The sequence below is a fragment of the Dietzia sp. Alg238-R159 genome, assembly GCF_900537145.1.
In the GTDB taxonomy this organism is placed as follows: Bacteria; Actinomycetota; Actinomycetes; order Mycobacteriales; family Mycobacteriaceae; genus Dietzia; species Dietzia kunjamensis.
Genome location: NZ_UNRI01000004.1, coordinates 148,602 through 173,510, shown reverse-complemented (window position 1 = coordinate 173,510; position 24,909 = coordinate 148,602). Strand labels below are relative to the sequence as shown.

Sequence of the window (24,909 nt, the reverse complement as noted above, 5' to 3'; positions counted from 1 at the left end):
CGAATACTACTGGTCGGCGGAACCCCTCCGGCCCCCCGCCGACGGCGTGGGGGAGCGGGCGGGTGAATTGCCGGACCCGCGGCTTCCATTCTGAGAGCCGTGGTCTACTCTTTTAAGGTGTCCCGGCCACGTGGTCGGTGCCGCTGATCAGGAAGGCGTGATGGTGGAACAGCGTGACGGGCGTCGTCGGACGCGCAGGGCGACACTCGCGATGTCTCTCGGCACATTGGGCTTGCTGTTGTCCGGTTGTAGCCTCCAAACCGACAACAAGTGGTGGAACCAGACGATGAACTTCGGCTTCCCGACCGGGATCACCCCGGAGGGCGTCGCGGTCCGCGAGTTCTGGACGGGCACAGTCATCACGTCGCTCATCGTCGGCTTCTTCGTGTGGGGCCTGATCTTCTGGTCGATGGCGTTCCACCGCAAGCGGAAGAACGACGACGGCGAGTTCCCGCGCCAGACGGCGTACAACGTGCCCCTGGAGCTGATCTACACGGCTGCGCCGTTCGTGATCATCTCCGTGCTCTTCTACTTCACCGTGGTCACGCAGAACAAGGTGCTCGATCTCCGTCCGCAGGAGGAGGTCGGCGTCAAGGTCGACGTCACCGCCTACCAGTGGAACTGGAAGTTCGGCTACAACAAGGTCGACGTCGCGGGGGCCAGCATCGAGGACGGCACCAACGTCGAGGCGCAGCGCGCGGCCGAGGAGGCCGGTGTGCTCTCCGACGAGGTCCGTGAGGCCCTGGGTCAGCAGGGTGAGCCGGCGGCCGGCGGCCCGATCCACGGTCGTCTCGCCGAGGACAAGTCGTACCTCCACTACAACAACATCGAGACCGTCGGTACCTCCGAGGAGGTTCCGGTCCTGGTTCTGCCGACCGACACGCGCATCGAGTTCCGCCTCGCGTCGGCCGACGTGGTCCACTCGTTCTGGATCCCCGAGTTCATCTTCAAGCGCGACGTCATGCCGCACCCGGGTAAGAACCAGCAGTTGAGCATGTTCCAGATCGAGGAGATCGATCGCGAGGGTGCGTTCGTCGGACGCTGTGCCGAGATGTGCGGTGTCTACCACGCGATGATGAACTTCGAGCTGCGCGCGGTATCGCCGGAGGCCTTCGCCCAGTACATCCAGTTCCGTCAGGACAACCCGACCGCGTCCAACGCGGAGGCGCTGGAGTCGATCGGCCAGGACCCGTACTCGACCTCCACCGCACCGTTCAAGACCGGACGCAGCGATACCCGTGACCAGAACAACATCATCGAGACCGCGTCGGGCAACTGACGGTTCTCCCGGTATCACGCGAAGGATTCCTGAACGATGAACGCAACAGTACGAATTTTCGACGCCCTGTTTATCTTCCTGGCCGTCATGGGTATCGCGTACGCCTACCTCACCGGTACGTCTCGGACGGGCGTCGAGTGGGTCGGCGCCACGGCCTTCGTGCTCTCGGCCGGCCTGAGCCTGCTGATCGGTGGTTACCTCCGCTTCGTGGCGCGGCGCATCAGCACCCTGCCCGAGGACTTCGAGGAGGCCGAGGTCTCCGACGGCGCCGGCGAGCTCGGCTTCTTCAGCCCGCACAGCTACTGGCCCGTGCTGGTGGCCTTCTCGGTCTTCATCATCGGCTACGGAGCGGCCTTCTGGAACTGGTGGGTGCTCATCGGCGGCGCCGTCGCGCTGGTCATCACCGCCTGCGGCCTGGTCTTCGAGTACCACTGGGGTCGCGAGAAGCACTGACCGTCTGACCGTCTTCCACCGGGGCCCGGTGTCGCACGCTGCGACACCGGGCCTTTGTGCTGTCGCCACCAGGGTGTCGGCCCGGGCTCGCCGCGCGCCGGTCAGAAGGGTGGTGGGTCGGGGTCGTGGTGGTGGTCGGGTGGGGTGTCTGGTGGTGGGGCCATGGTGTTGGCTTTGCGTTCGGCGGCCAGGCGTAGGGCGCGTCGGTACCAGTGGGTGCTTTGTGGTCCGGGGTTGAGCCAGGGGCGGCGTGGAGGTGGGATGTCGGCGCCGGTGTCGGCCCCGGCCCTGGTGTCGGTCGCAGCCCTGATGTCGGTGTCGGTGGTGTGGTGGCGCCAGCGTGCGAGGGGTCCGTCGGGGTGGGTGGTGAGGGTGTGCCCGGTGTCGGTGGTGACGGTCAGGGTGCCGTCGGGGGCGAGTTTGTAGTGCCAGCCGTGGAAGGTCTTGAAGCGGTGGTGGTTGCGGCACATGGCGGCGAGGTTGTTCTCGATGGTCAGTCCGCCACGGGTGGGATCTGTGTGGTTGAAGGGGCGGACGTGGTCGATGTCGCAGGCGTCGGCGGGGACGGAGCAGCCGGGGTGGCGGCAGGTGCCGTCGCGTAGGCGGATGCGGTGGGCCAGTCGGTCGCTGATGCGRTAGCGGTGGGCGTGGTGGGGGGTGTCTGCGGCSCCGGGTGCGGTGTCGGGCACGGTGATGGTGGCGCCGGTGCTGCGGGTGAGTAGTCCGATGAGGGCGTCGATGGTGGCCGGGCCGCCTCGGGGGAGGTAGACCTCGGGTTCGCCGTCGGGGCCGGGGGGTGCGAGCACGGTGATGGTGGGGCGGATCTGGGTGGCCGGCGGGCGGTGACCCGCACCCGCACCCGCACCCGCGCTCGTACCCGTGCCTTCGCCTGTGCTGCTGTCGGGGCCGGTGCCGGGGTGGCCGAGGATGGCGGTGACGAGGGCGTCGGCGCGTAGTTCGTCCATGCTGCGGATGTTGTCGGTGTCGAGGGTGTCGGCGCCGTGGCGGCGGGTGGTCTCGACGCGGGTGCGGGTGTCGCGGTGGCGTTGTTCGGTGGCCCTGGTCTGTAGCAGGGTGTGGATGGCGAAGGCTTCGGTGGCGGTGAGGTGGGCGGTGAGGTCGGCCATGCCGTCTGGGCCGCGGCGCAGGGTGATGCGGCGTTCGCGGACCGCGGTGGTGCGGCGCTGGCGTACGCCGTCGGGGTCGTGGGCGGCGATGATGCGGTCGGTGTGGGCCAGGATCGCGTCGCGTCCGGGGCGCCTGCCGGCGGCGAGGGCGGCCAGGAGCCAGTCGATGACCTCGCGGTGGACGGCGTCGCGGTGCAGGGAGTCCACGGTGCGCATGTGGCGTGCGAGCAGGGTGGCGGTGGCTTCGTCGAGGCGGCCGGTGTCCATGGCCTCGACGAGGGAGGGGAACTTGGTGACCAGGGTGATGGCCAGGGTGAGCAGGCTGCGGGCGCGGTTGTGGTGGACGCCGTAGGTGGCGACGATCTCACTTGTGGCGATGGTCAGTGGGTCGATGACGGCGTGTTCGGGGCGTTGGTCCAGGCCGGGGCCGTAGCCGGCGGCGATGTCGCGCAGTTCCTGTTCCTCGCGGCAGGTGGCCCACAGGTCGTGGCAGGCGCGCAGTCGGGCGGCGGCCGCGCGGTTCTCGGCGTGCAACGCGGCCAGGGCCGCGGAGCTGGCGGCGGTGACGGCGGGACTGCCGGCCACCGCTCCGGCATCATCCCCGGTGGTCGTCTCCCGCATGTGCACCCCCTTGCCGGCGGTTGACCGCACGACCCTGATTCGCCTGTGTGTTCGATTGGGGAAACACTAGCAAGCAGGTCCGACACACGTCTCTGACCTGGGAAGACCGGCGGACTGCGCCGGTCGGTGGGAGGATGAGACCGTGTTGGACACGGATGCCGTCGTCTCGGTGAGTTGGTGGGCGGTCATCCCGCTGATCGTCGTCGGCTCTGTGCTCCACTTCGCCTACGACTGGAGCGGGCACCACCGGGTCGTGGCCGTGTTCGCCGCGGTCAACGAGAGCTACTGGGAGCACATCAAGATCGCCGCCTGGCCGACCATGGTGCTGTACGCGGCCCTCTTCGTGCTCGGGGGCGCCTCGCAGCCGTCCTTCGTGCCCGCAGCCACTGTCGCCCTCTATTCGATCCCGGTGACGATGATCGGGGTGGTCTTCGCCTACAAGGCGGTCGCAGGTCGCAATGTGCTGTGGGTGGACATCGCCGTGTTCGGCCTGTGTATCGCGCTCGCCCAGGCGATCTTCGTGAGTCTGCTCAACGGACTGGAGGCGGACGTCCTCGTCGTCGTCCTCTCGGTCTTCTACCTGGCGGGCATCGTCGCCGCCTACGTGGCGTTCACCCTGAGGCCCCCCGCCGAGCCCGACGTCTTCATCGACCCCATCACATACAGATACGGGGTCGAGGGGCACGCCGACTACGAGGCCGCCCCCGAGGGCTGACGGGCGTGGCGCAACCCGTCGGACGCCTCGGGCCCCGTCCGCGGGGAGCGGACGGGGCCCGACGGAGCCAGGGGGGTCGTGGGACCTACAGGCCCATGTCCTTGGCGATGATGGACTTCATGACCTCGTTGGTGCCACCGTAGATGCGGTTGACGCGGTTGTCCGAGTACAGGCGGGCGATCGGATACTCGTTCATGAAGCCGTAGCCGCCGTGCAGCTGGAGGCAACGGTCGATGACCTCGGCGGCGACCTCGGTGCAGAACAGCTTGGCCGAGGCCGCCTCGGCGGCGGTGAGCTCGCCCTCGTCCAGCGCCTCGAGGGCGCGGTCCGCGACGGCCTGCGCGGCGTCGACCTTGGCCTGGCACGCGGCCAGCTCGAACTTGGTGTTCTGGAACGAGGCCACCTCCTTGCCGAAGACCGTGCGCTGCTGCGTGTACTCCTTGGCGAACCGCACGGCGGCCGCGGCCTGGGCATACGCACCGTAGGCGATGCCCCAGCGCTCGGACGGCAGGTTCTGCCCGAGGTAGTAGAAGCCGCGGTTCTCTTCGCCGAGCAGGTCCTCGACCGGGACCTTGACGTCGGTGAAGGACAGCTCGGCCGTGTCGGAGGTCTTGAGTCCGACTTTGTCGAGCTTGCGGCCCACCGCGTAGCCCTCGAGCTTGGTGTCGACGGCGAGCAGCGAGATGCCGAAGCGGCGGTCGTCCTCACGCGGGGGAGCGGTACGGCAGGCCACGATCACGCGGTCGGCGTGGACGCCGCCGGTGATGAACGTCTTGGCACCGTTGAGGACGTAGTGGGTGCCGTCAGCCGAGAGTTTGGCGGTGCTCTTCATGCCGGCCAGGTCGGACCCGGTGCCGGGCTCGGTCATCGCCAGCGCCCACATCTCCTCGCCGGAGACGAACTTGGGCAGGTAGCGCTGCTTCTGCTCCTCGGTCGCCAGGGCCTTGATGTAGGGGAGCCCGAGCAGTACGTGGACACCCGAGCCGCCGAAGTTCACGCCGGCGCGGGCGGTCTCCTCGGACTGGATGGCCTCGAACTTGTGGGAATTGATCCCCGCGCCGCCGTACTCCTCGTCGACGTTGATGCCGAACAGGCCGAGGTCGGCGAGCTTGTAGTAGAACTCACGCGGGACGATGCCGGCCTCGAACCACTCCTGGAAGTGGGGGGTCACCTCGGACTCGATGAAGTCACGGAGGGTCTGGCGGAAGGCCTCGTGGTCTTCGTTGAACACAGTGCGGCGCAAGTGCGTGCCTTTCCGTTGGACGGTCTGCTCCGGTGGCAGGCCACCGTTGAGGGGAGCGGAGCGTCAGGTTGGTGTACTCCTACTGGTGAGTAGCCTACAAGAATTCGAACTCTCTCACCCGCCCGCCGACCCGTCCGAGGCCGCGACGTCACCTCGTCGGCGGAGTGAATTCCAGGCCGTCGTCGGCGATCAGCCTGATCGGCCCGGTCACCTCACGTCCGGTGACCCGTTCGCCACGCTGGGTCACCGCCACCACGCCCTCCTCGCGTAGGTCGAACGCGACCTCCCGGGCGACGGGCATGAGGTCGCGCCAATGGTCCCCACCCGCCACCCGGGCCGCGTCCGACGGGCAGATCGACCCCTGGCCGCGCGAGCGCAGGAGCGTCCTGATCGTCGCGGCCAGGCGGTCGCGTGTCCCCTCCCGGGTGGGTTCCCACCACGGGTCGCCGCGCTCTCCGAGCGCGACCTTGGCGTCGTGCACCATCACCCGGGCGGCATCGCCTTCGGTCTTGACCAGCCGGCGACCGGTCATCAGTGCCCGGACGAGCTCCGAGCGGAGCTTCTCGGGGATGGACGGATCCGTCGCGCGCCACCGCCGGCCCCCGACCACGATGTGTCGACCGTCCTCGGTGTGCTCCACGCCGGCGCCGGTGCTGTCGTTTCGATCGGTCACACCCAGATCCTGCACCGCCTCCCCCTCGTTCCCCACCGATCGCCGATCGAGGGTGTCGCACACCGGGCCGGTGTTAGGGTCACGACAGGAACTGGAACGTGTTCCACCGGAGCTGTATGACGACGAGGGGCTGCCGTGACGGCGCAGGACAACACATTCGACGCGGAATTCGACGTGGTGGTCGTGGGGTCGGGGGTGGCAGCCCTCTTCGGTGCCGCGACCGCCGCGGCCCGGGGTCTGTCGACCTGCCTGATCGAGAAGACCGACCGCTTCGGCGGGACCTCCGCCTACTCCGGCGGCGCCGTGTGGCTCCCGGGCAACTCCGTCCTCGCCCGGGACGGGGTCGAGGACTCCGTCGAGCGGGGGCGCACCTACTTCCGCGCCGTGGTGGGGGACCGCACCGCCGCCGACGTCCAGGACGCGTTCCTCAACACCGGGCCGCAGGTCGTCGAATTCCTTCAGGACGAGCTGGGCATCCCGACCCGCTTCCAGGCCTTCCCCGACTACTTCGACGCCCCGGGGCGCCAGGAACTGGGCCGGAGCATCTACCCCAAGCCCATCAAGGGCGAGGAGGTCGGCGACCGGGCGACCGACATCCGTCCGCCGGTTCCGGCCGACCAGTTCGGCGCGGACGACGACACCACCAAGCTCGAGGGCGGCAGGGCCTGGGTGGCGCGACTCGTGCTCGCACTCGACTCGATGGACACCGCGGAGACCCGACTGAACACCGCGGCCGAGGAACTGGTCCGCGACGACGACGGACGTGTCGTCGGGGTGGTCGTGAACGGTCTCTCCGGCCTGCAGGTGCTGGGCGCACGCCGTGGGGTACTGGTCGCCGCCGGCGGTTTCGAACGGTCGGCGGACCTCCGCCGCCGCTGGCAGGACATGCCCACCGCCGACTGGTCCTCGTCCCACCCCGCCACGGGCTCGGGCGACGCCGTCCGCATGTTCGAGCAGGTCGGCGCGGAGCTGGACCTGCTCGACCAGTCCTGGTGGTGCCCCGCCACGCTGTTCCCCAACGGGCACGCCGCGTTCACCCTGGGCTTCCGCTCCGGGATCATCGTCGATGGCACCGGCCGGCGATTCGCCAACGAACTGCTGCCGTACGACCAGATGGGGCGCAAGATGCACGCCCGCATGGCCGACGGGGCCGGTGACGAGTTCTGGTTGGTGTTCGACGACGCCGAGGCCGGCGGCTACCCGGCGATCTGTATCCCCGCACCCGAGCCCGACGCGTTGCGCGGGGCCGGCCTGTGGCACACCGCGGGATCCGTCGAGGAACTGGCCGAGGCCACCGGGCTCGATCCCGCCGCGTTGCGCGAGAGCGTGGACCGGTTCAACGGCTTCGCCGAACAGGGGCGCGACGCCGACTTCGCCCGCGGCGAGGACCCGTACGGGCGGTTCTTCCTCGGTGCCGCCACGGCCGATCAGTGCCTGCGGCCCGTCGGCGGCGACCAGCTCCACGCCGTCCGACTCGTCCTCGGCGACCTCGGCACCAAGGGCGGTGCGGTCATCGACGCGAACGGCGCCGCGCTCGACGCGGACGGGCGCCCCATCCCGGGTCTCTACGCCGCCGGCAACTCGTCCGCGTCGGTCTCCGGTGAGGCCTACCCGGGTCCGGGTGTGCCCCTGGGGTCCGGGATGACCATGGCGTACCGGGCGGTGGCCGACATGGCCGGACAGGCCCTCCCGATCGCTCCCTGAGCACGGTGCCGGCGCCGGCGACGAACCACCCCGGTCAGCGGCCGGCCCATGCGAGGAAGTCCGCGGCCGCGATGACCGGCGTGCCCCACTTGTGGGCCGCCCTCGCCTTGGTCGACTGGCTGCCCGGCTCCGCGACCACCAGGGCGTCGCAGCGACTCTTGGTGACCGCACCGACGGGCACCAGGCCACGGCCGAGGGCGAGGGCCTCCATCTCGTCCCGGGACACGAGGACGCCGCTGCGGTCCAGGGCGCTGCCGGAGAAACACACCCGCGTCCCGGGCCGCAGGACGTCCGCCGCGCCCGCCTCCGGCGGAGCCTCCAGCCCCGGCGTCAGGTCCGAGTGCACGATCTCGGAGGCCAGCCGGAGCCGCTCCAGCACGTCGGCGGTCATCGGCACCCGCTGCGCGGCGCGTCGGATCTGCCCGGCGACGAGTCCGCGCGCGCCTGCCCGGAGATCGCGGTCGCCCGGGGTGACGATCTCGTCGTCGTCGTCGTCGTCGTCGTCGGCCCCGGCCCCCGGGCGCCCACCGCGGCGGGGGCGCCCCAACAGAGCGGCCCCGACCTCGGCGCTGATACCGAGCATCGCCGACAGTTGGGGGAGTACCTCGGAGGTCGGTGGGCGGACGTCGGCGTCGCGGCTGAGCAGGTAGCCGACCGCGGCCTCGTCGACGAGGTCGGCGTCGAACGTGCCGGCCGCCGCGTCATCGAGGTGCAGCCGCCCGTGGGCCTCGAGCGCCACCCGCGCACGCGCGAGGGCCGATCCGGAGCGGCCACGTGCCCGCTCACCCGGGGTGAGGGCGTCGGTGGGGATGTCGACCCCGACCGGCAACGGCACCGTGCCTCCCAGGCGCGCGAACTCGGCGTCCAGTCGACCGAGAGTGACGTCGAGGTCCACGCCCACCGGGGTGTACCCGTCCACCAGTGGGGCGACCATCGACCACGCCTCGAGGAGCGTGGGGGCGAGAAGGACATCGGAGACGGTGATGCCGTAGTCCGTCCGCGCCCGGGCCAGGTCGCGCTGGGGATTGACCAGCGTCGTCACCGCGGTGCCGTCGGGGAAGGCGATGGCGAGCTCCACCGGCCGGGGCCGGGACCGGGGTCCGTCCTCGCCGACGGACACCACCGCGACAGCGCAGTAGCGGCGGGCCGAGAGCCCACCGTCCGGCGCCCGCAGGAACCGGATGATCCGCCGGTCCGTCTTGAGGTCCACGGGCAGCACCGGCCGGGTGAGGACGAGGCCTTCCAGGGACCGGCAGCGGCTCAACGCCACGTAGAGCTGCCCCGCCACGAACGTGCCGCCGCCGAGGTCCACGACGACCCTGTCCAGGGTCTGTCCCTGGCTCTTGTGGATGGTCACCGCCCAGGCGAGGGTGAACGGGAACTGGGTGAAGGACCCGACCACCTCGTGTCGCATACCGCCGCCGTCCGTCACCGGTCGGGTGACGTCCCAGGTGTGGAGCGCGACCTCGGCGACCTCACCGCCGGTGAATGCGACGACGACGACGGGTCCTCGCTCTCCGCGGTCGCCCCGTCGCCCGAGGGTCACATCGAGCACTCGTCCGATGGATCCGTTCACCCAACGGTCCGCCGGGTCATTGGTGAGCATCATGACCTGCGCGCCGACCTTGAACCCCAGCACCTCCCGGGTGGGGAGCTCGAACCCGGTGAGATCGCCGGTGAGCGTCGCCTCCATCGCCAGTTCCGACCCGGACAGCCGATCGAGGCGGCGTTGGTTGTGGCTCGCGGCCCTGCGATTGGTGGTGGTGAGCGTCAGCCAGAACTCGTCGTCCGGCGGATCGAAGTCCGGGTCGGTGCGGGAGTTGAGCCGTTCGCGCGCCGGGCCGACGAGAGCGCCCTCGCGGATCGAGTTGAGGATCGCGGTGAGGTCGGGATCACCGGACTGCCGGAAGACATGGGTGAGGTCGACGGTGGGGAAGTGCTCGGGGTGGTAGCGCTCGGCGGAGAAGAAGTACGGCGTCGGGTAGGTCGCCTCGAAGGACGATCTCTCGGACGCGGTCACCACCGGCGGTAGCTGGAAGAGGTCGCCGACGAGGACGAGCCGGACGCCCCCGAACGGCATCGTCGGGTCCGGGCCGAACCTCTCGAGCGCGATGGCGACCATGTCGAAGACGTCGGCCCGCAACATCGACACCTCGTCGATGACGAGCGTGTGGGCGCCGGCGAGGGCCTGGGTGAATCGCCCGGGACGGTAGGCGCTGCTGCGCACGTGGTCGACCGTGTGGTCGGGGTGGAAGCCGAACAGCCGGTGGATGGTGTAGCCGCCCACGGTGAGGGCTGCGATCCCGGTGGGCGCGGCGACGAGGGCGGGGTGGTCGGTCTCGGCGAGGAACCGGCGGATCAGGGTCGACTTTCCGGTTCCGGCCCTACCGGTGAGAAAGAGATCGTGTCCCGAGTGCAGAAGGTCGAGTGCGCGGTCGACCTCGTCGGTGAGCACGAGTCCTCCGCGTCCGGGGCCCACCGGCATCCGATCGTCGCTCATCTGTGCCTCCCCTCGGCCGCGACGGCTGGCTTCCGACGACCGCGGGCCGGACCTCCAGGTGGAGATCCGGCCCGCGGTCGGGTGCTGTCGGGGAATCAGTGCCCGTCGTGGCGACGAGTCCGGTTCTCCTCCTGCAACGTGGTGAGCATCGAGTGCTCGCGGTGGTGCTTGTCGTGGTCGGCGTCCTCGAGCAGACGGGCCTCCTCGACCGGGTCGGCCTTGAGTGCGCCCCGCGGGGGACGGCCGGCCACACCGAGCTGGTTCATCTTGGTGGGGACCTTCGCGCCGGCGTAGGCGAGCGGAACGGCGTGGCCGTGCTCGTCCATCTCGCCGAGCGGCTGGTGCACCTCGATGAACTCGCCCTGCGGCATCCGCATGATGATGCCGGTCTCGATGCCGTGCTCCAACACCTCGCGGTCCGCGCGCTGGAGACCCAGGCACAGGCGGTAGGTGGCGAAGTACACCAGCGGCGGCAGGACGATCAGGCCGATTCGACCCGCCCACGTCGTCGCGTTGAGCGAGATCGAGAAGTGGTACGCGATGAGGTCGTTGGCACCCATGAGCACCAGGATTACGTAGAACGTGATCGCCATCATGCCCGCCGCGGTGCGGACCGGCACGTCGCGCGGACGCTGCAGCAGGTTGTGATGCCCCTTCTCGCCGGTGAGCTTCGACTCGATCCACGGGTACGCGAACATCAGCGCGACCATGGCGCCCAGCATGACGGCCACCCAGGTCGTGGCGGTCACGGTGTACGGGCCGAGGTAGAGCTCCCAGGCCGGCATCACTCGCGCGCCGCCCTCTGTCCACAGCATGTACCAGTCCGGCTGCGAGCCCGCCGAGATGTGCGACGGGTTGTATGGCCCGAGGTTCCATATCGCGTTGATCGTGAACAGGCCCGAGAAGAGCATGAGCATGCCGACGGTGATGGCGCCGAAGGCGATCGACTTCACGGCGAAGACCGGGAGGATCCGGACACCGACGACATTGTTCTCCGTGCGGCCGGGCCCGGGGAACTGCGTGTGCTTCTGGTACCAGACCAGCGCCAGGTGAGCGGCGATCAGCGCGAGGATGATCGCGGGGATGATCAGCACGTGCAGGACGTAGAAGCGCGGGATCATCAGCTCGCCGGGGAAGTCCCCGCCGAAGATCATCCAGTGCATCCAGGTGCCGATGACCGGCAGGCCGACGATGATGCTCGAGGTGATCCGGAGGCCGGTGCCCGAGAGGACGTCGTCCGGCAGGCCGTAGCCGAGGAAGCCCTCGACGATGCCCAGGAGCAGCAGCACACAACCGATGACCCAGTTGGCCTCACGCGGGCGACGGAACGCGCCGGTGAAGAAGATGCGGATCATGTGGACGACCATCGAGGCGACGAACAGCAGCGCCGCCCAGTGGTGGATCTGGCGCACGAAGAGTCCGCCACGGACCTCGAACGAGATGTTCAACGCCGTCTCGTAGGCACGGGAGATCTCGATGCCGTTGAGCGGTGCGTAGGCACCCTGGTAGATCACCTTCGACAGGGACGGGTCGAAGAACAGGGTGAGGTAGACACCCGAGATCAACAGGATGATGAAGCTGTACAGGGCGATCTCGCCCAGCAGGAAGGACCAGTGCGTCGGGAAGACCTTGTTGATCTGCCGGCGCAGGCCCTTGGACATGGTGTACCGCGAGTCCAGGCCATCGCCCAGTGCCGCGAGTCTCGTGTTGTTGCTCATGAACGACGCTCCCAGAAGGCAGGTCCGACCGGCTCGATGAAGTCACCGTTGGCGACGAGGTAACCCTCGCTGTCGACGGCGATGGGCAGCTGCGGCAGTGCACGGGCGGCGGGGCCGAAGATCGGCTTCGCGTACTCGAGCGCGTCGAACTGCGACTGGTGGCACGGGCAGAGGAATCGATGGGTCTGCTGCTCGTACAGCGACGTGGGGCAGCCGAGGTGGGTGCAGATCTTCGAGTAGGCGTACAGGTCGCCGTAGTTGAAGTTCTCCTGGCCCTTGCGCTTGGTCACGCGGGCCGCGTCCTCGGGACGGAAACGGATCAACATGACCGAGTTGCGCGAACCGTGGATCGAGTGCATGTGCTCCTCGAAGTTGCCCAGGGCGCTGGCGGGGAGGGGGAAGACGGACTCGAGGCCACCGGCGGACAGGTCGTCCACACGGATGCGCTCGAGGCGACCCTCGCCGGCCGGCGGGTGCCCGTCGGGGTAGACCTTGCCGGTGTCGCGGCCGAGGTAGACCTTCTCCGGCGGGAGGCCGTCGGGACGGGTGTCGGACGCCAGGGTCCACCCGGTGGTGTGCAGCGTGCCGTCACCGGCGAGGGTCATCTCCCCGCGCTTCCACGGGTTCTTGATCATGCCGCCGAGCGGCAGGATCGCGGAGAGGCCGATGAGCCCCACACCCGCGCCGAGGAAGCCGCCCATGACCTTGCGGCGGCCGAGGGTGGAGGTCTTCCACGAGTCGTTGAGCTCGGCGACGAAGGTGCGCCGGTCGAGATCGTCCGAGGCGCCGTCGTGGCGGGTCTGGACCGAGATCTCCTCGGGGATGAACTTCTTGGTGAACTGCACCGCGCCGAAGCCCAGGAACAGGATCGACAGCCCGATCGTCAGGCCGAGCAGTGGCGTGTAGGTCATGTACAACCAGTAGCCGTCCTCACCCTCGCCGCGGTACTCCCACGGCCAGAAGATGTAGACGACGGCGAAGGCGAGGCCGAACAGTGCCGACAGCGCGAACCAGGTGGTGACGGTCAGCGCCGCGCGCTTCTCGGCGCGGGTGGTGGTGCCCTCCGGGAAACGGGCCTCGCGGAACCGGACGTCGACCTCGTCGAGTTCGGTGCCCATGCGCACGAGCTCGGCATCGCTCATCCGGTCGAGATCCGCAGGGGACGGGTTCTTCGGGGTCTCACTCATGAACGGGATCCGATCCACAGGGTCGCGCCGATGAGGGCGACGATGCCGACAAGCCACATGGCCACACCCTCGGTCACGGGACCGAGGCCGCCGAGGCCGTAGCCTCCGGGCGAGACCTTGGAATCCGAGTCCTTGACGAACGCGATGATGTCCTTCTTCTCGTCAGGGGTGAGTTGACGGTCCGAGAATTTGGGCATGTTCTGGGGTCCGGTGAGCATGGCCTGGTAGATCTCCTGCTCATTGGCAGGGTCGAGAGTGGGGGCGTATTTGCCCGACGACAGAGCGCCGCCGCGACCGGTGAAGTTGTGGCAGGACGCACAGTTGAGGCGGAAGAGCTCTGAACCGCGTGCGATCTCCTCGGCGCGGGCCTGACCGGAGGCACCGCGCAGCGACTCCTGGGCGATGGTGCCGTCCGGGTCGGTGACGACCTCGGGGCCGCCACCGTAGAGGTCGACATACGCTGCGAGCGCGATGATCTGGTGCTCGCTGTAGCGGGGCTTCTTGCGCTCCGCCTGGGCCTCGTTGTCCGCCGCCGGCATGCGGCCGGAGTTCACCTGGAAGTACGTCGCTCCCGCGCCCGTGCCGACCAAGGATGGACCGCGGTCCTTGACGCCTTGGAGATTTATCCCGTGGCAGGTGACACAGGAGACCTCGTAGAGCTGCTTTCCGTCGGCGATGAGCGCGGCCTGGTCCTGTTGAGCCGTCGCGACCTGTGGCTCGGGAATGACAGCCGTGGCGACAGCGCCCGCCCCGACGAGGCCGCCCGCGATGACTAGCGCGCCGACTGCCTTCCGGCGACGCTTCGTGGACACTGGGCGCGCTGGAGCCACAACGGGGTCCGGCGACGGCGTATCGGCAGCGGGTGGGAGAGGAGAGTTCATTGTGAGTTCCCTTTGGAGTTGGGACCCGCTGGACACAGCGTCCTGCGGCCAGCTGACTACTGAATGAAGTAGATGGTGACGAAAAGTCCGATCCAGACCACGTCGACAAAGTGCCAGTAATACGACACGACGATGGCGGCTGTGGCCTGCGCCGGCGTGAATCGCGACATCGTGGTCCGCATGACCAGTACGACGAACGCCAGGACGCCCGCCAACACGTGAAGCCCATGGAAACCGGTGGTAATGAAGAATACCGACCCGTAGACGCTCGACGAGATCGTGACGCCCTCGAGGTAGAGCATCACGTACTCGTACGTCTGTCCGATGAGGAACACTGTTCCCATCAAGGCGGAGATCATGTACCACCTGCGGAGTCCGAAGACGTCACCCTGCTCGGCGGCGAAGACGCCCATCTGGCAGGTGAACGACGACGCCACCAGGATGACGGTGATCGTCAGGGCGTACGGCACATTGAGGTGTACGGGATAGGAAGGCCAGTCACCTCCCGAGTTCGCCTTGGAGACGAAGTACATCGCGAACAGGCCCGCGAAGAACATCAGCTCCTGGGACAGCCAGACAATGGTGCCCACACTGACCATGTTCGGCCGATTCAGCGAATGAACACGCTGGGCCATGGCCGATCCTGAGTTATCTACTGCGCTCGTCACGTGGCCAAGTATGACCCCTGAGGAGGGACGAGTCTGCACGGACCCCCGAAATCGGCGTGTCTGTCCAGCGTTTCCGCAGGTCGCTTCGGAAACTCTCAGGGCAAGGGTCGGTATTGGTCCCCCTTGCAGGGGCTATCAGGGCACTCTCAGGCGAGCACCGGCCGCTCGCCGCCGCCGGAGTGCAGGGTGTCAGCGCACGGGCCGGGTCGGAACAGTGGCACGATTGACGACGTGCGGGCGGCGCCCTGTGGGGCGTGTCCGTTTCCATGACACCAGAGGAGGTCGGGACACGTGGGCAGTTCGGCAGCGTTCGACGGGGGCCGGTCGTGGCCCGGGGTTCTCGGTACCCTCACCGCGGGCGGGGACCTCGATCCGGCGGAGGCCGGGTGGGCGATGTCCCGGATCATGGAGGGTGTCGCCACCGACGCTCAGATCGCAGCCTTCGGCGTTGCCCTGAAAATGAAGGGCGTCACGGGTCCGGAGCTCGACGCGCTGGCCTCGACCATGCTCGACTACTCCCGTCGGGTGCCCACTGATCGTCCCTGCGTGGACATCGTCGGTACCGGTGGCGACCGCCAGGGCACGGTGAACATCTCCACGATGTCCTCTCTCGTGGTGAGCGCCTGCGGGGTGCCCGTGGTCAAGCACGGCAACCGGGCGGCGTCGTCCAAGAGCGGCGGTGCCGATGTGCTCGAGGCGCTCGGGGTGGCGATCGACCTCGGCCCGGAGGACGTCGGGCGGTGCCTCGACGAGGTGGGCGTGGCCTTCTGCTTCGCGCCCGTGTTCCATCCCGCGCTGCGTTTCGCCGCGACTCCCCGGCGTGAGATCGGGATCCCGACCGTCTTCAACATCCTCGGGCCTCTCACGAATCCCGCGGCACCCGCCGCGAACCTCATCGGCTGCGCCTTCGAGGGGCTGATGACGGTGATGGCGGAGGTGTTCGCGTTGCGCGGTAAGTCGGCGCTCGTGGTGCGTGGGTCGGATGGTCTCGACGAGATCACCATGACCGGTCCCACCCGGGTCCTGCGGGTCTCGGGCGGTCATGTGGACGAGGATCAGGTCGAGCCCGCCGACTTCGGGATGAGCGCCTGCTCGATCGAGGAACTACGGGGTGGGGACGGCGTCCACAACGCCGGGGTCGCCCGCGATCTCCTCGCGGGAGCGCGGGGCCCGGTCCGCGATGCGGTATTGCTCAACTCCGCGGCCGCGCTGGTGGCCTTCGACGGTCTCGAGCGTGGTTCCGACCTGGTACCTGCCATGCGGGCCGCGGTGGACCGGGCCGCGGCGGCGATCGACGACGGCGAGGCGGGGCGGCTGCTCGAGAAGTGGGCCGGGTTCAGCGTGCGCTGACGAGTCCCGTCCCGCGGTGCTCGGCGGCGGCGCTCTCGGCCAGGGCCGCCCAGCCGGTCAGCGTGTGCGCCCCGTCAAGGGGGAGCGTCCAGCAACCCTCGACCGAGACGATGCGTGTCCTGGTCGAGTCGATCCACCGGTGGACGTTCCGGATCTGGGCGGCGGTGGCACCGGCGAAGGGGCCGGGGCCGGGCTGCACGGTGGTCGCGGCGGCCCGGAGTCCGTCGATGACCGGCATCGGTGCCGCTCCCGGCGGGACGACCCCGGATCCGGCGAGTCGACCGTGGCGCACCACCGCGACCGCCCACGTCCGGCGCGGCGCCGGCTGTGCGAGAACGATCTCGGGCAGCGAGGCCGTGGCGGCGAGTTCCTGCCGTCGGGAGAGGACCCGCACGAGAGCTGCGGTCCTGTCGCGGAGCCTGGCCGCGCGTTCGAACGCGCCCTCGGCCGCGAGTACCTCCACGCGGTCGACCAGATCCCGCAGGGGGCCGGAGTCCCGTCCCTCCGCCAGCGCCGCCCAGCGATCGGATCCCGGGGCGGTGCCGAACACGCCGAGGAGGTCCTCCCGGGCGGCCCGGGCGTCCTCGGCGCGCCGGAAGGGCCCGATGGCGGCGGGGTCGTCCGGCGTTCGCACGACCTTCGGGCGGGTGGCGCGGCCGGTGGGGGGCGTGAGCCACCAGCCGCGGCGCGGGCTCCGCGACCGGGTGTTGAACGGGGGTTGAAGCGAGTCGATGAGCTGTTCCTCGACGGTCCACGCCTCGAGGAGGTGGGCGCACGCGACCGAGTCGATCGAGTCGGCCAGCCCGACCATGGTGCGCATCCGTCCGCGCGTGTCACCGCCGGAGTAGTAGGACCGGGCCCGTCTGCGGACCGCGCCGGACGAGCCGACGTACAGGGCGCCACCGGCGTCATCCCGGAACACGTAGACACCGGGCCCCTCGGTCAGCGAGCCGGTCATGGCGGCCCGCCGCCTCACCTCCGGGGAGAGACGACCGTCGTAGGCCCGTAGCTCCGACAGGGTCGAGACCCCGCAGTCGCCGACCCGCGAGATCAGTGCGTGGAGCACGTCGACCGTGGCGCGGGCGTCCTGCAGGGCCCGGTGATTGGGCTCCACGGTGGCCCCCAGGTGCGCGGCGAGGACTCCCAACCGATGGCCTCGTGTCTCCCCGCGGTGCAGCACCCGCCTCGCGAGAGCCAGGGTGCAGAGCGACGGGGGATCGGGCCACGGGCGCCCGGTCGACGCGGCGGCGGCCCGCAGGAAGCCCAGGTCGAACCGCGCGTTGTGGGCGACGAGGACGGCCCCGCGGGAGAATTCGAGAAACGTCGACATCACCTCGCCGAGACTCGGGGCACCGACGAGGTCGTCCGGAGCTATCCCCGTCAGTCTGCTGATGTGGCGGGGCAGGGCACCGTCGATCGAGACGAACGTCGACAGTTCCGCCTGCACCTCGCCGCCCCGGACGCGTACCGCGCCGATCTCGGTGATCTCGTCGCTTCCGGTCCGGGTGCCCGTCGTCTCCAGGTCGACCACGACGAACGTGACGTCGGACAGCAGAGGCTCGAGATCGTCGAAGGCTGCCTGCACCCCGGTCGAGACGGGGGAGGGGGATCGGGGCATGGCGGAGACGGTAGCCCCGCCCTCCGACACCGCCGGCCCCGCCGTGGTTGTCGGACCTTGTCCCTAGGGTGCCCCGCAGTACGACCACCCCGGGCCCGGATCGCGGCTCGATAACGAACGGGCAACACGCCCAGGACGAAGTGTGAGGTAGATCATGTTCACGATGGACTGCGTGCGGTGTCCCGCAGGACCCGCCGCATGTGACGGGTGCATCATCGCCGTTCTCGACGCCGGAAAACCGCAGGTGGACGAGCTATCTCCGGAGTCGTGCGGCTATGTTCTGGACCCGGAGGTCCGCGAGGCGATCGACGTCCTGCGCGAGGTCGGAATGGTCTCCACGGTCGAGATTCTGGGGGCTGACGTCGCCGCGTGAGCGATGAACTGGACTTCGACGAGACGGTTTCGTAACCTTTTCGAGACCTCGGAAGTCATCGCCCGCCTGCCGGCGGGGAGCCGGGGTCACACCTAAGCGCCGAAGGGCGCACCGGGGAACCAAGATCCACTGGGGTGAATCGCACGAGGGCCTACAGGTCCGAAGCGTAGGACAGACTTCCGTGTCCGAACCCGTCAGCTAACCCGGTCGGTGCCGCAGGAAGAAAGAGGAACAGTCTTCGTGGGAGCCCACAGCATCAAGACCAGCTCGACCGGCCGCCGTGTCGCCGCCGCCGGCCTGCTCGCAGCCGGAGCCGCTGTCGCCGGTTCCGGAACCGCCGCCGCCGCACCCGTCACCGTCGACGTCCCCGTCGAGCTGCGGCTGCCCGGCGTGCCGAACCAGGTCTCGTTCGACCTACCGGAGGGCATCGAGCTCCCGGCCGGCCTGGCCCAGGCCCAGGCACAGGCGGCGCCCGTCGAGTTCGCCGCCCCCGCGCCGGTGGTCTCGACCGGCCAGCGCATCCTCGACGCCGCCACCACCCGGGTCGGCTCGCCCTACGTCTGGGGCGCTACCGGCCCCAACTCGTTCGACTGCTCCGGTCTGACCTCGTGGGCCTACAAGGAGGCGGGGATCTCCATCCCGCGCACCAGCCAGGCCCAGATCGGCGGCGGCACCCAGGTCTCCAAGGCCGACCTGCAGCCCGGCGACATCGTCGCCTTCTACAGTGGCGCCAGCCACGTCGGGATCTACGCCGGCAACGGCCAGGTCGTCCACGCCCCGTACTCGGGCACCTCGGTGAGCTACGCGCCGGTGGACTCCATGCCGTTCTACGGTGCGACACGCTACTACTGAGTCGGGTCGCTCCCCGAACCTCCGCAGACCCCGTCGGCGTCCGGTCTCGAACCGGTCACCGGCGGGGTCTGTCGTCTGTAACATCCCCTCTCGGGTACCCGATTCCACCGTAGGCGTCGGCTGGGCGCCCGCGCCCTGCGTGACCCGGATCCGAGAGTTCGACGACACCAGATGACCCGCAGCCTCAGCGTGCTCGCGATCGCAGCGACCGTGACCACCTCGTTGACCCTCGGTCCCGCGCCGGCCGGAGCGCAGACCACCACCCCGGACCGGTCGTCGCCAACCGCGACCACGGCGCCTGTCCCGGGTCCGGTTACCCCGCCTGATCAGGTTTCGACTTCTCCCGCTCCGTCGTCGACCGCTCCGTCTTCCCCCGCTCCGTCGCAGACTGCACCGTCCACCACGCCGTCCGCCACAGCGGTGCCCGGCGAGATGAGCGAGGACCTGGCGGAGCTGGCCCGGTTGTCCGAGGAGGCGGGAGCATTGGGGGAGCAGCTCCACCTCGCGCGCGGGGAACTGGACCGCGCCAACGGGGAGCGCGTCCGCCTCGAACGGGCCGCCGGGGTCGCAGCCGGACGGTCCGCCCTCGCGGACGGCACCGCGCGCCGGGACCAGTCCATCGTCGATCACCTCGCGACCATGCGGTACCGGGGCGGGGACACCGGCGCCACACGGGCGGCAGTGCTCGCCGAGAGCCCCCGGGACCTGGTCGACAGGCTCGACACGCTGCGCCGACTGTCCGGGGCCACCACGAGTGCACTGGACGCCTCCAGAGCTGCGTCCCGGGATGCGGTGCAGCTCAGGGAAGAGGCCGCGCGTTCCGCGGCCGAGGCCCGGGACGCGGCCCGCGTCGCGCAGGAGCGAACCGACGCGCTCGCCCGCCGAACCGAGGAGATGCGGGTACGGATGGATGAGGTCCGTCGCCGGGTCGACGCACTGTCGGACGCACAACGCGATCTCTGGATCGGCGGACCGGTGGTGCCGGAGGGGTACGTTGCCCCGCCGGTGGACGACGTCAATTCCGCGGCGCTCCGAGTCGCACTCTCCCGGCTGGGCGCGCCCTACTCGTGGGGCGCGACGGGCCCGTCCGAGTTCGACTGCTCCGGTCTCATGGTGTGGTCGTACGCGCAGGAGGGCAAGGCGCTGCCCCGGGCGAGCCAGGCGCAGGCGGTCGCGGGCGCCCCGGTGGCGATGAACGACATCCGGCCCGGTGACCTTGTCATCTACTTCCCCGGCGCCACCCACGTCGGGATGTACGCCGGCGACGGTCTGGTCCTGCACGCCCCGACCTACGGTGTGCCGGTCCGCCTCGAGCAGGTCGACGCGATGCCGATTCACGGGATCCGCCGCTACTGACCCCGGCCGACCCGGCCAAGCACGGCCGCCCCGCGCAGACACCGGCCGTCCCCGATCGCGCTCCGCCCCTTCCCGACGAGGACGACGCACCGGGCGGGGCCGAGGCGGGCCGGGTTGTGTGGCAGGCTCGGAGCCGATGACCAAGACGCTGTTGATCACCAACGACTACCCGCCGCGCCCGGGCGGGATCCAGTCGTACCTGGAGACGTATCTGAGCCACCTGGACCCGACGGACGTCGCGGTGCTCGCCTCGACGTTCCGGGGTGGCGAATCGGCGGAGTACGACGCCGCCAAGCCCTATCTGGTGGAGAGGGTGCCCACCGAGGTGTTGCTCCCCACGCCCGACCTCGCGGCACGCGCACGAAGGCTCGCCTCGGACTTCGGCGCGACGACGATCTGGTTCGGGGCCGCCGCCCCCCTCGCCGCCATGGCGCCGGTGCTACGGCAGGGCCCCGTGGACCGCATCATCGCGAGCACACACGGACACGAGGTCGGCTGGTCGATGCTGCCGGGCTCGCGCCAGATCCTGCGACTGATCGGCGAGTCCACCGACGCGGTCACCTACGTGAGCGACTACACACGGAGGCGGTTCGCGGCGGCGTTCGGCCCCCGCGCCCGCCTGGTGCACCAGCCGGGTGGCGTCGATACGGAGAGGTTCCGGCCGGATCCCGCACGGCGAAGGGCGATCCGCGACCGTTACGGACTCGCGGACCGCGACGTGATCGTGTGTCTGTCCCGCCTCGTGCCGCGGAAGGGCCAGGACATGCTCATCCGGGCGATGCCGGAGATCGCCCGGCGGGTGCCCGGGGCGGTCCTCGTCGTCGTCGGCGGTGGGCCCTATCGGCGCACGCTGGAAGGACTGGCACGCCGCCTCGGGGTGGCCGACCGGGTCGTCTTCACCGGCCGCGTCCCCGCGGACGAGATCGTCGACCACCACCGACTCGCGGACGTCTTCGCGATGCCGTGCAGGACCCGAGGGGGAGGGCTGGACGTCGAGGGGCTGGGAATCGTCTACCTGGAGGCGTCCGCGTGCGGGGTGCCGGTCGTGGCGGGCCGGAGCGGCGGTGCCCCGGAGACGGTGCGCGACGGCCGGACCGGTCTCGTGGTCGACGGGACGTCACAGGGCGAGGTCGCCGACGCCGTCGCCGGCCTGCTCGAGGACCGGCCCAGGGCGTCGGCCATGGGGGTCCGCGGCCGCACCTGGGTGCTGGAGAACTGGCGCTGGGAGGACCTGGCCCGGGACATGGAACGCGTGCTCTCGGGGGAGTGACCCGCGAGAGCACGCGTTCCGACGCGCGGTCCGATCAGGCGTAGAGCGACTCGATCTGCTGGGCGTACTTCTGGTGCACGACGTTGCGCTTGACCTTCAGGGACGCGGTGAGCTCACCGGTCTCCTCGGTGAACTGGTCCGGGAGGACGTGGTACTTCTTGATCGACTCGGAGTGCGACACGCTCCGGTTCGCCCGCACCAGCGCCTGGTCCAGGTGCTCGATCAGATCGGCGTCCTTGAGCAACTCGTACAACGAGCCGGACTTGTCGTGGTGGGTCTTCCACCGTTCAACGGCCTCCGGGTCGAGGGTCAGCAGGGCCGAGACGAACGGCTTGCCGTCGCTCACGCACACCGCCTCCGCCACGAGCGGGTCCGCACGCAGCGCGTCCTCGAGCTGGTTGGGCGCCACGTTCTTCCCGCCGGCCGTCACGATGATCTCCTTCTTGCGGCCGGTGATCGACAGGTACCCGTCCTCGTCCAGCGAACCCAGGTCACCGGTGCGGAACCAGCCGTCGCTGAAGGACTCGGCGGTCGCCTCCTCGTTCTGCCAGTAGCCGGAGGCGACGACGGGTCCGCTGACCTCGACTTCACCGTCCTGCGCGATCCGGACCGCGCAGCCGGGCAGCGGCTGGCCGACGCTGCCGATCCGCATCCGCCCCGGGGTGTTGACCGTGATCGCCGCACAGGTCTCCGTCAGGCCGTAACCCTCGAAGATGTTGACCCCGATGCCGTCGAAGAAGTGGGTCAGACGGTCACCCAGGGCCGCGCCGCCGGAGATGGCGACCTCGCAACGCCCACCGAGCGCGTTGACGAGTTTGCCGTAGACCAGCTTCGAGAAGATCGCGTGGCGCAGCCCGAGCAGCGGACCCACCCGGCCGTCACCCCGGTTGGCCTTGGAGTACGCGACCGCGGTGTCCGCGGCCTTGTCGAACATCCACGCCTTGACCGTGCCGCCGTCCTGCGCGGTCGCCTGGGCCTTGTTGAAAACCTTCTGGAACACGCGGGGGACGGCCAGGATGTAGTGCGGCTTCATCTCGCCGAACGTCTCGACCAGGTTGGTCAGGTCGGAGGAATGCGCGATGGTCACGCCGGCGTGGAAGCCGGCGTAGGTGATGGCGCGGGCCAACACGTGGGCCAGGGGCAGGAACATCACCGAGGTGGCGTCGTCCCGCAGGATCCCGCTGAACGGCGTCTCGAGCACGGCGAGCGTCTCGGACATGAAGTTGCGGTGGCTGAGCATGACGCCCTTGGGGCGGCCCGTGGTCCCCGAGGTGTAGATCAGCGTCGCGGGGGAGTCGGCGCGGACCGAGGCCCGGCGCTCGTCGAGCACCGAGACGTCGACCGTGGCCCCCTCGGAGGCGAGGGTCTCGAGGACCGGGGTCGCGCCGTCGATCACCAGGACGTCGGCGACCTCCAGGCCCTGCACGCCCTCTCGGGCGGTGGTGGCGTGGATGTCGTTCTCGACGATGATCAACCGGGCCGCGGAGTCCTCCATGATCCAGTGGATCTGGTCGGCGCTGGAGCTGTCGTACACGGGAACGGTGACCGCGCCGACGGCCCAGATCGCGAAGTCGATGAGATTCCACTCGTACCGGGTGGAGCTCAGCAGGGCGACCCGATCGCCCGCCCGGACACCGAGCGCCACCAGTCCGCGGGCGATCGTCCGGACCTCCTCGGCGAACTCGCGGTTGGTGACGTCCGTCCACCGACCGTCGACGGGCTTCTGGAACGCCACGTTCTCCGGGGTGTTCTCCGCGCGGTCGTATGCCGACTGAACGCAGGACCAGTCGTCAGGGACGGTGAAGTTGGCGGGTACCGCGACGTATTCGCGCAAAGGGTCCTCCCGGTGGAGACGTTCAGAGTATGTCGGTGACCACACACACTATCGCCGGGACCACACGGTGGTCACGTCGCCTGCCTTCCGGGCGCCGCGGGTGGGGCGCATCGCGGAGCGGGATATGTGAAGCTTGTGGGTATGAGCGAGCACGACGGCGCCCCCGAGGTGTGGCCGACCAGAGACTCCACGGTGGTCGACGCACCGGTGGAGGACGTCATGGCGGTCATCTCCGACTTCGCCGCGTACCCGGAGTGGTCCGCGTCGATCCGCGCGGCCGAAGTGCTCTCCAGCGGTCAGGACGGCCGTCCGGACCGGGTGCGGTTCGAGCTCGAGGCGGGCGCGATCGTCGACGAGTACGTCCTCGTCTACTCCTGGTCGGCGGACGACCGCGGTCTGGAGTGGCGGCTCGAGAGCTCGGCGTTGCAGAGGGCCCAACGGGGCTACTACCGGCTCGAACCGGTGGCGGGCGGCACGCGTGTGGACTACGAACTCGAGATCGAGCTCACGGTCCCGGTGATCGGGAGCCTGCGCAGCCGCGCCGAGCGCCGGATCCTGGGCGACGCACTGAAGGAACTCAAACGCCGGGCGGAGTCGCGGTGAGCAGAACTCGTGTCGTCGTCGTCCTCGGGGGAGATCCCGAGGACCGCGCGGGCGTCACCGCCGACCTGCTCGCGGACCCCGGCTGCACGGCGTTGATCCTGACCGGCCATCCCGATGCCGTCGACCCCCGTCTCGACGTCTCGGAGGACGGGCCCGTCGAGGTCCGGGTCGACGACCCGACGGCGAGGCTCGAGACCTACCGGTCCGGCGCCGCCGATCCGGACGACGACGTACTCGCGGCGCTCGCCGCCGGAGGGGACGCCCCACTGGCCGCGGTGCTCGGGTGGGAGTACGCGCGACGGGCCGCGTCGTCCGAGTACTGGGACGTCGTCGTGGTCGAGCTCGACGGGGACCTGACCGCGGTGCGCCGGCTCGCGGCGGCCGGGGAACTGGCCGCGTTCGTGGAATCACGTTGGCCCGCCAATGTGCGCTTCGCCTCCATGGCGGCGGGCGGACGCGCCGACGTGCGGGTGCGGGAAGCGCACAGACTCGCGCTGCTCGCCGGTGACGTGGCCGGCTTCCTCGCCGGGAGGATCGAGACCATCGTGGTGGGGTCCCCGGCCGGCTCCACGGCTGCCATGGCGACTCTGGCCCGCGGCGCCGTCACCCCGGTGGTGGCGCCCGACGGCGAGGGCGGATACCGGGTCGAGTACCCGGCCCCGACCCGCCCGTCCGCGCCGGTCTCGGTCGAGGGGGACCGGCTCCGCCTGGAGTTCGACGGGTTCCGGGCGGTGGTGGCGCTGCCGCCGCTGCTGCGCCGGTGTGTGCTCACGCAGTCCGTCTTCGAGCGCGACGCGGGTCGACTGGTGATCAGCTTCCTGCCCGACCCGGATCTGTGGCCCCCGAACCTCGTACCGTCCGGATCCGCGGACCGCGCCGGGTAG

21 protein-coding genes and 1 riboswitch are annotated in these 24,909 nt (G+C 69.8%); of the genes, 11 read left to right on the top strand and 10 right to left on the bottom strand.

What is annotated here, in order from left to right:
• The first annotated feature begins 211 nt into the window (after positions 1–211).
• Both G6R20_RS11870 and G6R20_RS11865 read left to right on the top strand, forming a co-directional pair.
• Positions 212–1,279: a cytochrome c oxidase subunit II gene (locus G6R20_RS11870; protein ID WP_119192995.1), complete on the top strand. Its 1,068-nt coding sequence runs from the start codon at positions 212–214 to the stop codon at positions 1,277–1,279.
• A 36-nt stretch (positions 1,280–1,315) separates the two neighbouring features.
• Entirely contained in the window at positions 1,316–1,732 is a 417-nt protein-coding gene (locus tag G6R20_RS11865) for a cytochrome c oxidase subunit 4 (protein WP_067714151.1), read from the top strand.
• Positions 1,733–1,833: 101 nt separating this feature from the next.
• Here G6R20_RS11865 and G6R20_RS11860 read toward each other — a convergent pair whose 3' ends face one another.
• A complete protein-coding gene (locus G6R20_RS11860; protein WP_163376519.1) occupies positions 1,834–3,480 on the bottom strand; it encodes an HNH endonuclease signature motif containing protein in 1,647 nt (548 codons plus the stop codon).
• A gap of 142 nt (positions 3,481–3,622) precedes the next feature.
• Between G6R20_RS11860 and G6R20_RS11855 the strand changes: the two genes are divergently transcribed.
• Positions 3,623–4,195 carry a DUF6512 family protein gene (locus G6R20_RS11855; RefSeq protein ID WP_205475848.1) on the top strand — a complete coding sequence of 191 codons (573 nt, stop codon included), beginning with the start codon at positions 3,623–3,625 and terminating at the stop codon, positions 4,193–4,195.
• Between the two features lie 85 nt (positions 4,196–4,280).
• Here the strand turns inward: G6R20_RS11855 and G6R20_RS11850 are convergent, their stop codons facing one another.
• Positions 4,281–5,438 (bottom strand): acyl-CoA dehydrogenase family protein, encoded by a 1,158-nt coding sequence (locus G6R20_RS11850; RefSeq protein WP_067713690.1) that lies wholly within the window; start codon positions 5,436–5,438, stop codon positions 4,281–4,283.
• A 148-nt stretch (positions 5,439–5,586) separates the two neighbouring features.
• Positions 5,587–6,111, bottom strand: coding sequence for a DUF3253 domain-containing protein (locus G6R20_RS11845; protein ID WP_240341430.1), 525 nt, complete (start codon positions 6,109–6,111; stop codon positions 5,587–5,589).
• Between the two features lie 135 nt (positions 6,112–6,246).
• Here G6R20_RS11845 and G6R20_RS11840 point away from each other — a divergent pair, with 135 nt between their 5' ends.
• Positions 6,247–7,815: an FAD-binding protein gene (locus tag G6R20_RS11840; RefSeq protein ID WP_163376518.1), complete on the top strand. Its 1,569-nt coding sequence runs from the start codon at positions 6,247–6,249 to the stop codon at positions 7,813–7,815.
• Positions 7,816–7,849: 34 nt separating this feature from the next.
• Here G6R20_RS11840 and G6R20_RS11835 read toward each other — a convergent pair whose 3' ends face one another.
• From G6R20_RS11835 to G6R20_RS11815, 5 genes are all read right to left on the bottom strand, one after another.
• The gene (locus G6R20_RS11835; protein WP_240341429.1) at positions 7,850–10,315 is read right to left on the bottom strand and encodes an AAA family ATPase; all 2,466 of its coding nucleotides are present in this window, start codon (positions 10,313–10,315) and stop codon (positions 7,850–7,852) included.
• A 95-nt stretch (positions 10,316–10,410) separates the two neighbouring features.
• A complete protein-coding gene (locus G6R20_RS11830) occupies positions 10,411–12,033 on the bottom strand; it encodes a cytochrome bc complex cytochrome b subunit (RefSeq protein WP_120285795.1) in 1,623 nt (540 codons plus the stop codon).
• Entirely contained in the window at positions 12,030–13,220 is a 1,191-nt protein-coding gene (locus G6R20_RS11825) for a ubiquinol-cytochrome c reductase iron-sulfur subunit (protein WP_154830749.1), read from the bottom strand. The genes G6R20_RS11830 and G6R20_RS11825 overlap by 4 nt, the downstream gene beginning before the upstream one ends.
• A complete protein-coding gene (locus tag G6R20_RS11820; RefSeq protein WP_096905664.1) occupies positions 13,217–14,101 on the bottom strand; it encodes a cytochrome c in 885 nt (294 codons plus the stop codon). Before G6R20_RS11820 ends, G6R20_RS11825 begins: the two co-directional genes overlap by 4 nt.
• Before the next feature lie 56 nt (positions 14,102–14,157).
• Positions 14,158–14,769 (bottom strand): heme-copper oxidase subunit III, encoded by a 612-nt coding sequence (locus G6R20_RS11815; RefSeq protein WP_067713706.1) that lies wholly within the window; start codon positions 14,767–14,769, stop codon positions 14,158–14,160.
• Between the two features lie 291 nt (positions 14,770–15,060).
• Here G6R20_RS11815 and trpD point away from each other — a divergent pair, with 291 nt between their 5' ends.
• A complete protein-coding gene (gene trpD, locus G6R20_RS11810) occupies positions 15,061–16,119 on the top strand; it encodes an anthranilate phosphoribosyltransferase (protein WP_096905663.1) in 1,059 nt (352 codons plus the stop codon).
• On the opposite strand, the gene G6R20_RS19010 is transcribed toward trpD, so the two are convergent.
• Complete coding sequence (locus G6R20_RS19010) at positions 16,106–17,737, bottom strand: DEDD exonuclease domain-containing protein (protein ID WP_268091943.1); 1,632 nt, start codon at positions 17,735–17,737, stop codon at positions 16,106–16,108. The genes trpD and G6R20_RS19010 overlap by 14 nt on opposite strands.
• A gap of 163 nt (positions 17,738–17,900) precedes the next feature.
• Here G6R20_RS19010 and G6R20_RS11800 point away from each other — a divergent pair, with 163 nt between their 5' ends.
• From G6R20_RS11800 to G6R20_RS11785, 4 genes are all read left to right on the top strand, one after another.
• Positions 17,901–18,110 (top strand): hypothetical protein, encoded by a 210-nt coding sequence (locus tag G6R20_RS11800; RefSeq protein ID WP_240341442.1) that lies wholly within the window; start codon positions 17,901–17,903, stop codon positions 18,108–18,110.
• A gap of 79 nt (positions 18,111–18,189) precedes the next feature.
• Positions 18,190–18,338, top strand: a riboswitch (cyclic di-AMP (ydaO/yuaA leader).
• 12 nt (positions 18,339–18,350) lie between these two features.
• A complete protein-coding gene (locus G6R20_RS11795) occupies positions 18,351–18,962 on the top strand; it encodes a C40 family peptidase (RefSeq protein ID WP_119192985.1) in 612 nt (203 codons plus the stop codon).
• A gap of 432 nt (positions 18,963–19,394) precedes the next feature.
• Positions 19,395–20,318, top strand: coding sequence for an NlpC/P60 family protein (locus G6R20_RS11790; RefSeq protein ID WP_227022238.1), 924 nt, complete (start codon positions 19,395–19,397; stop codon positions 20,316–20,318).
• A gap of 136 nt (positions 20,319–20,454) precedes the next feature.
• Positions 20,455–21,588 (top strand): glycosyltransferase family 4 protein, encoded by a 1,134-nt coding sequence (locus tag G6R20_RS11785; protein ID WP_067713719.1) that lies wholly within the window; start codon positions 20,455–20,457, stop codon positions 21,586–21,588.
• 34 nt (positions 21,589–21,622) lie between these two features.
• On the opposite strand, the gene G6R20_RS11780 is transcribed toward G6R20_RS11785, so the two are convergent.
• Entirely contained in the window at positions 21,623–23,422 is a 1,800-nt protein-coding gene (locus G6R20_RS11780; RefSeq protein WP_163376517.1) for a long-chain fatty acid--CoA ligase, read from the bottom strand.
• Positions 23,423–23,563: 141 nt separating this feature from the next.
• Here G6R20_RS11780 and G6R20_RS11775 point away from each other — a divergent pair, with 141 nt between their 5' ends.
• Together G6R20_RS11775 and G6R20_RS11770 are read left to right on the top strand one after the other, a co-directional pair.
• Positions 23,564–24,025 (top strand): SRPBCC family protein, encoded by a 462-nt coding sequence (locus G6R20_RS11775; RefSeq protein ID WP_096905657.1) that lies wholly within the window; start codon positions 23,564–23,566, stop codon positions 24,023–24,025.
• On the top strand, positions 24,022–24,909 hold the full coding sequence (locus G6R20_RS11770; protein WP_096905656.1) for a hypothetical protein: 888 nt from the start codon (positions 24,022–24,024) through the stop codon (positions 24,907–24,909). The genes G6R20_RS11775 and G6R20_RS11770 overlap by 4 nt, the downstream gene beginning before the upstream one ends.

Excerpts from the sequence above, each read along its gene's own strand:
- G6R20_RS11825 (WP_154830749.1), bottom strand. The coding sequence starts at position 13,220 with ATGAGTGAGACCCCGAAGAACCCGTCCCCTGCGGATCTCGACCGGATG.
- G6R20_RS11865 (WP_067714151.1), top strand. The coding sequence starts at position 1,316 with ATGAACGCAACAGTACGAATTTTCGACGCCCTGTTTATCTTCCTGGCC.
- G6R20_RS11775 (WP_096905657.1), top strand. The coding sequence starts at position 23,564 with ATGAGCGAGCACGACGGCGCCCCCGAGGTGTGGCCGACCAGAGACTCC.
- G6R20_RS11870 (WP_119192995.1), top strand. The coding sequence starts at position 212 with ATGTCTCTCGGCACATTGGGCTTGCTGTTGTCCGGTTGTAGCCTCCAA.
- G6R20_RS11800 (WP_240341442.1), top strand. The coding sequence starts at position 17,901 with ATGGACTGCGTGCGGTGTCCCGCAGGACCCGCCGCATGTGACGGGTGC.
- G6R20_RS19010 (WP_268091943.1), bottom strand. The coding sequence starts at position 17,737 with ATGCCCCGATCCCCCTCCCCCGTCTCGACCGGGGTGCAGGCAGCCTTC.
- G6R20_RS11835 (WP_240341429.1), bottom strand. The coding sequence starts at position 10,315 with ATGAGCGACGATCGGATGCCGGTGGGCCCCGGACGCGGAGGACTCGTG.
- G6R20_RS11785 (WP_067713719.1), top strand. The coding sequence starts at position 20,455 with ATGACCAAGACGCTGTTGATCACCAACGACTACCCGCCGCGCCCGGGC.
- G6R20_RS11820 (WP_096905664.1), bottom strand. The coding sequence starts at position 14,101 with ATGAACTCTCCTCTCCCACCCGCTGCCGATACGCCGTCGCCGGACCCC.
- G6R20_RS11830 (WP_120285795.1), bottom strand. The coding sequence starts at position 12,033 with ATGAGCAACAACACGAGACTCGCGGCACTGGGCGATGGCCTGGACTCG.
- G6R20_RS11790 (WP_227022238.1), top strand. The coding sequence starts at position 19,395 with ATGAGCGAGGACCTGGCGGAGCTGGCCCGGTTGTCCGAGGAGGCGGGA.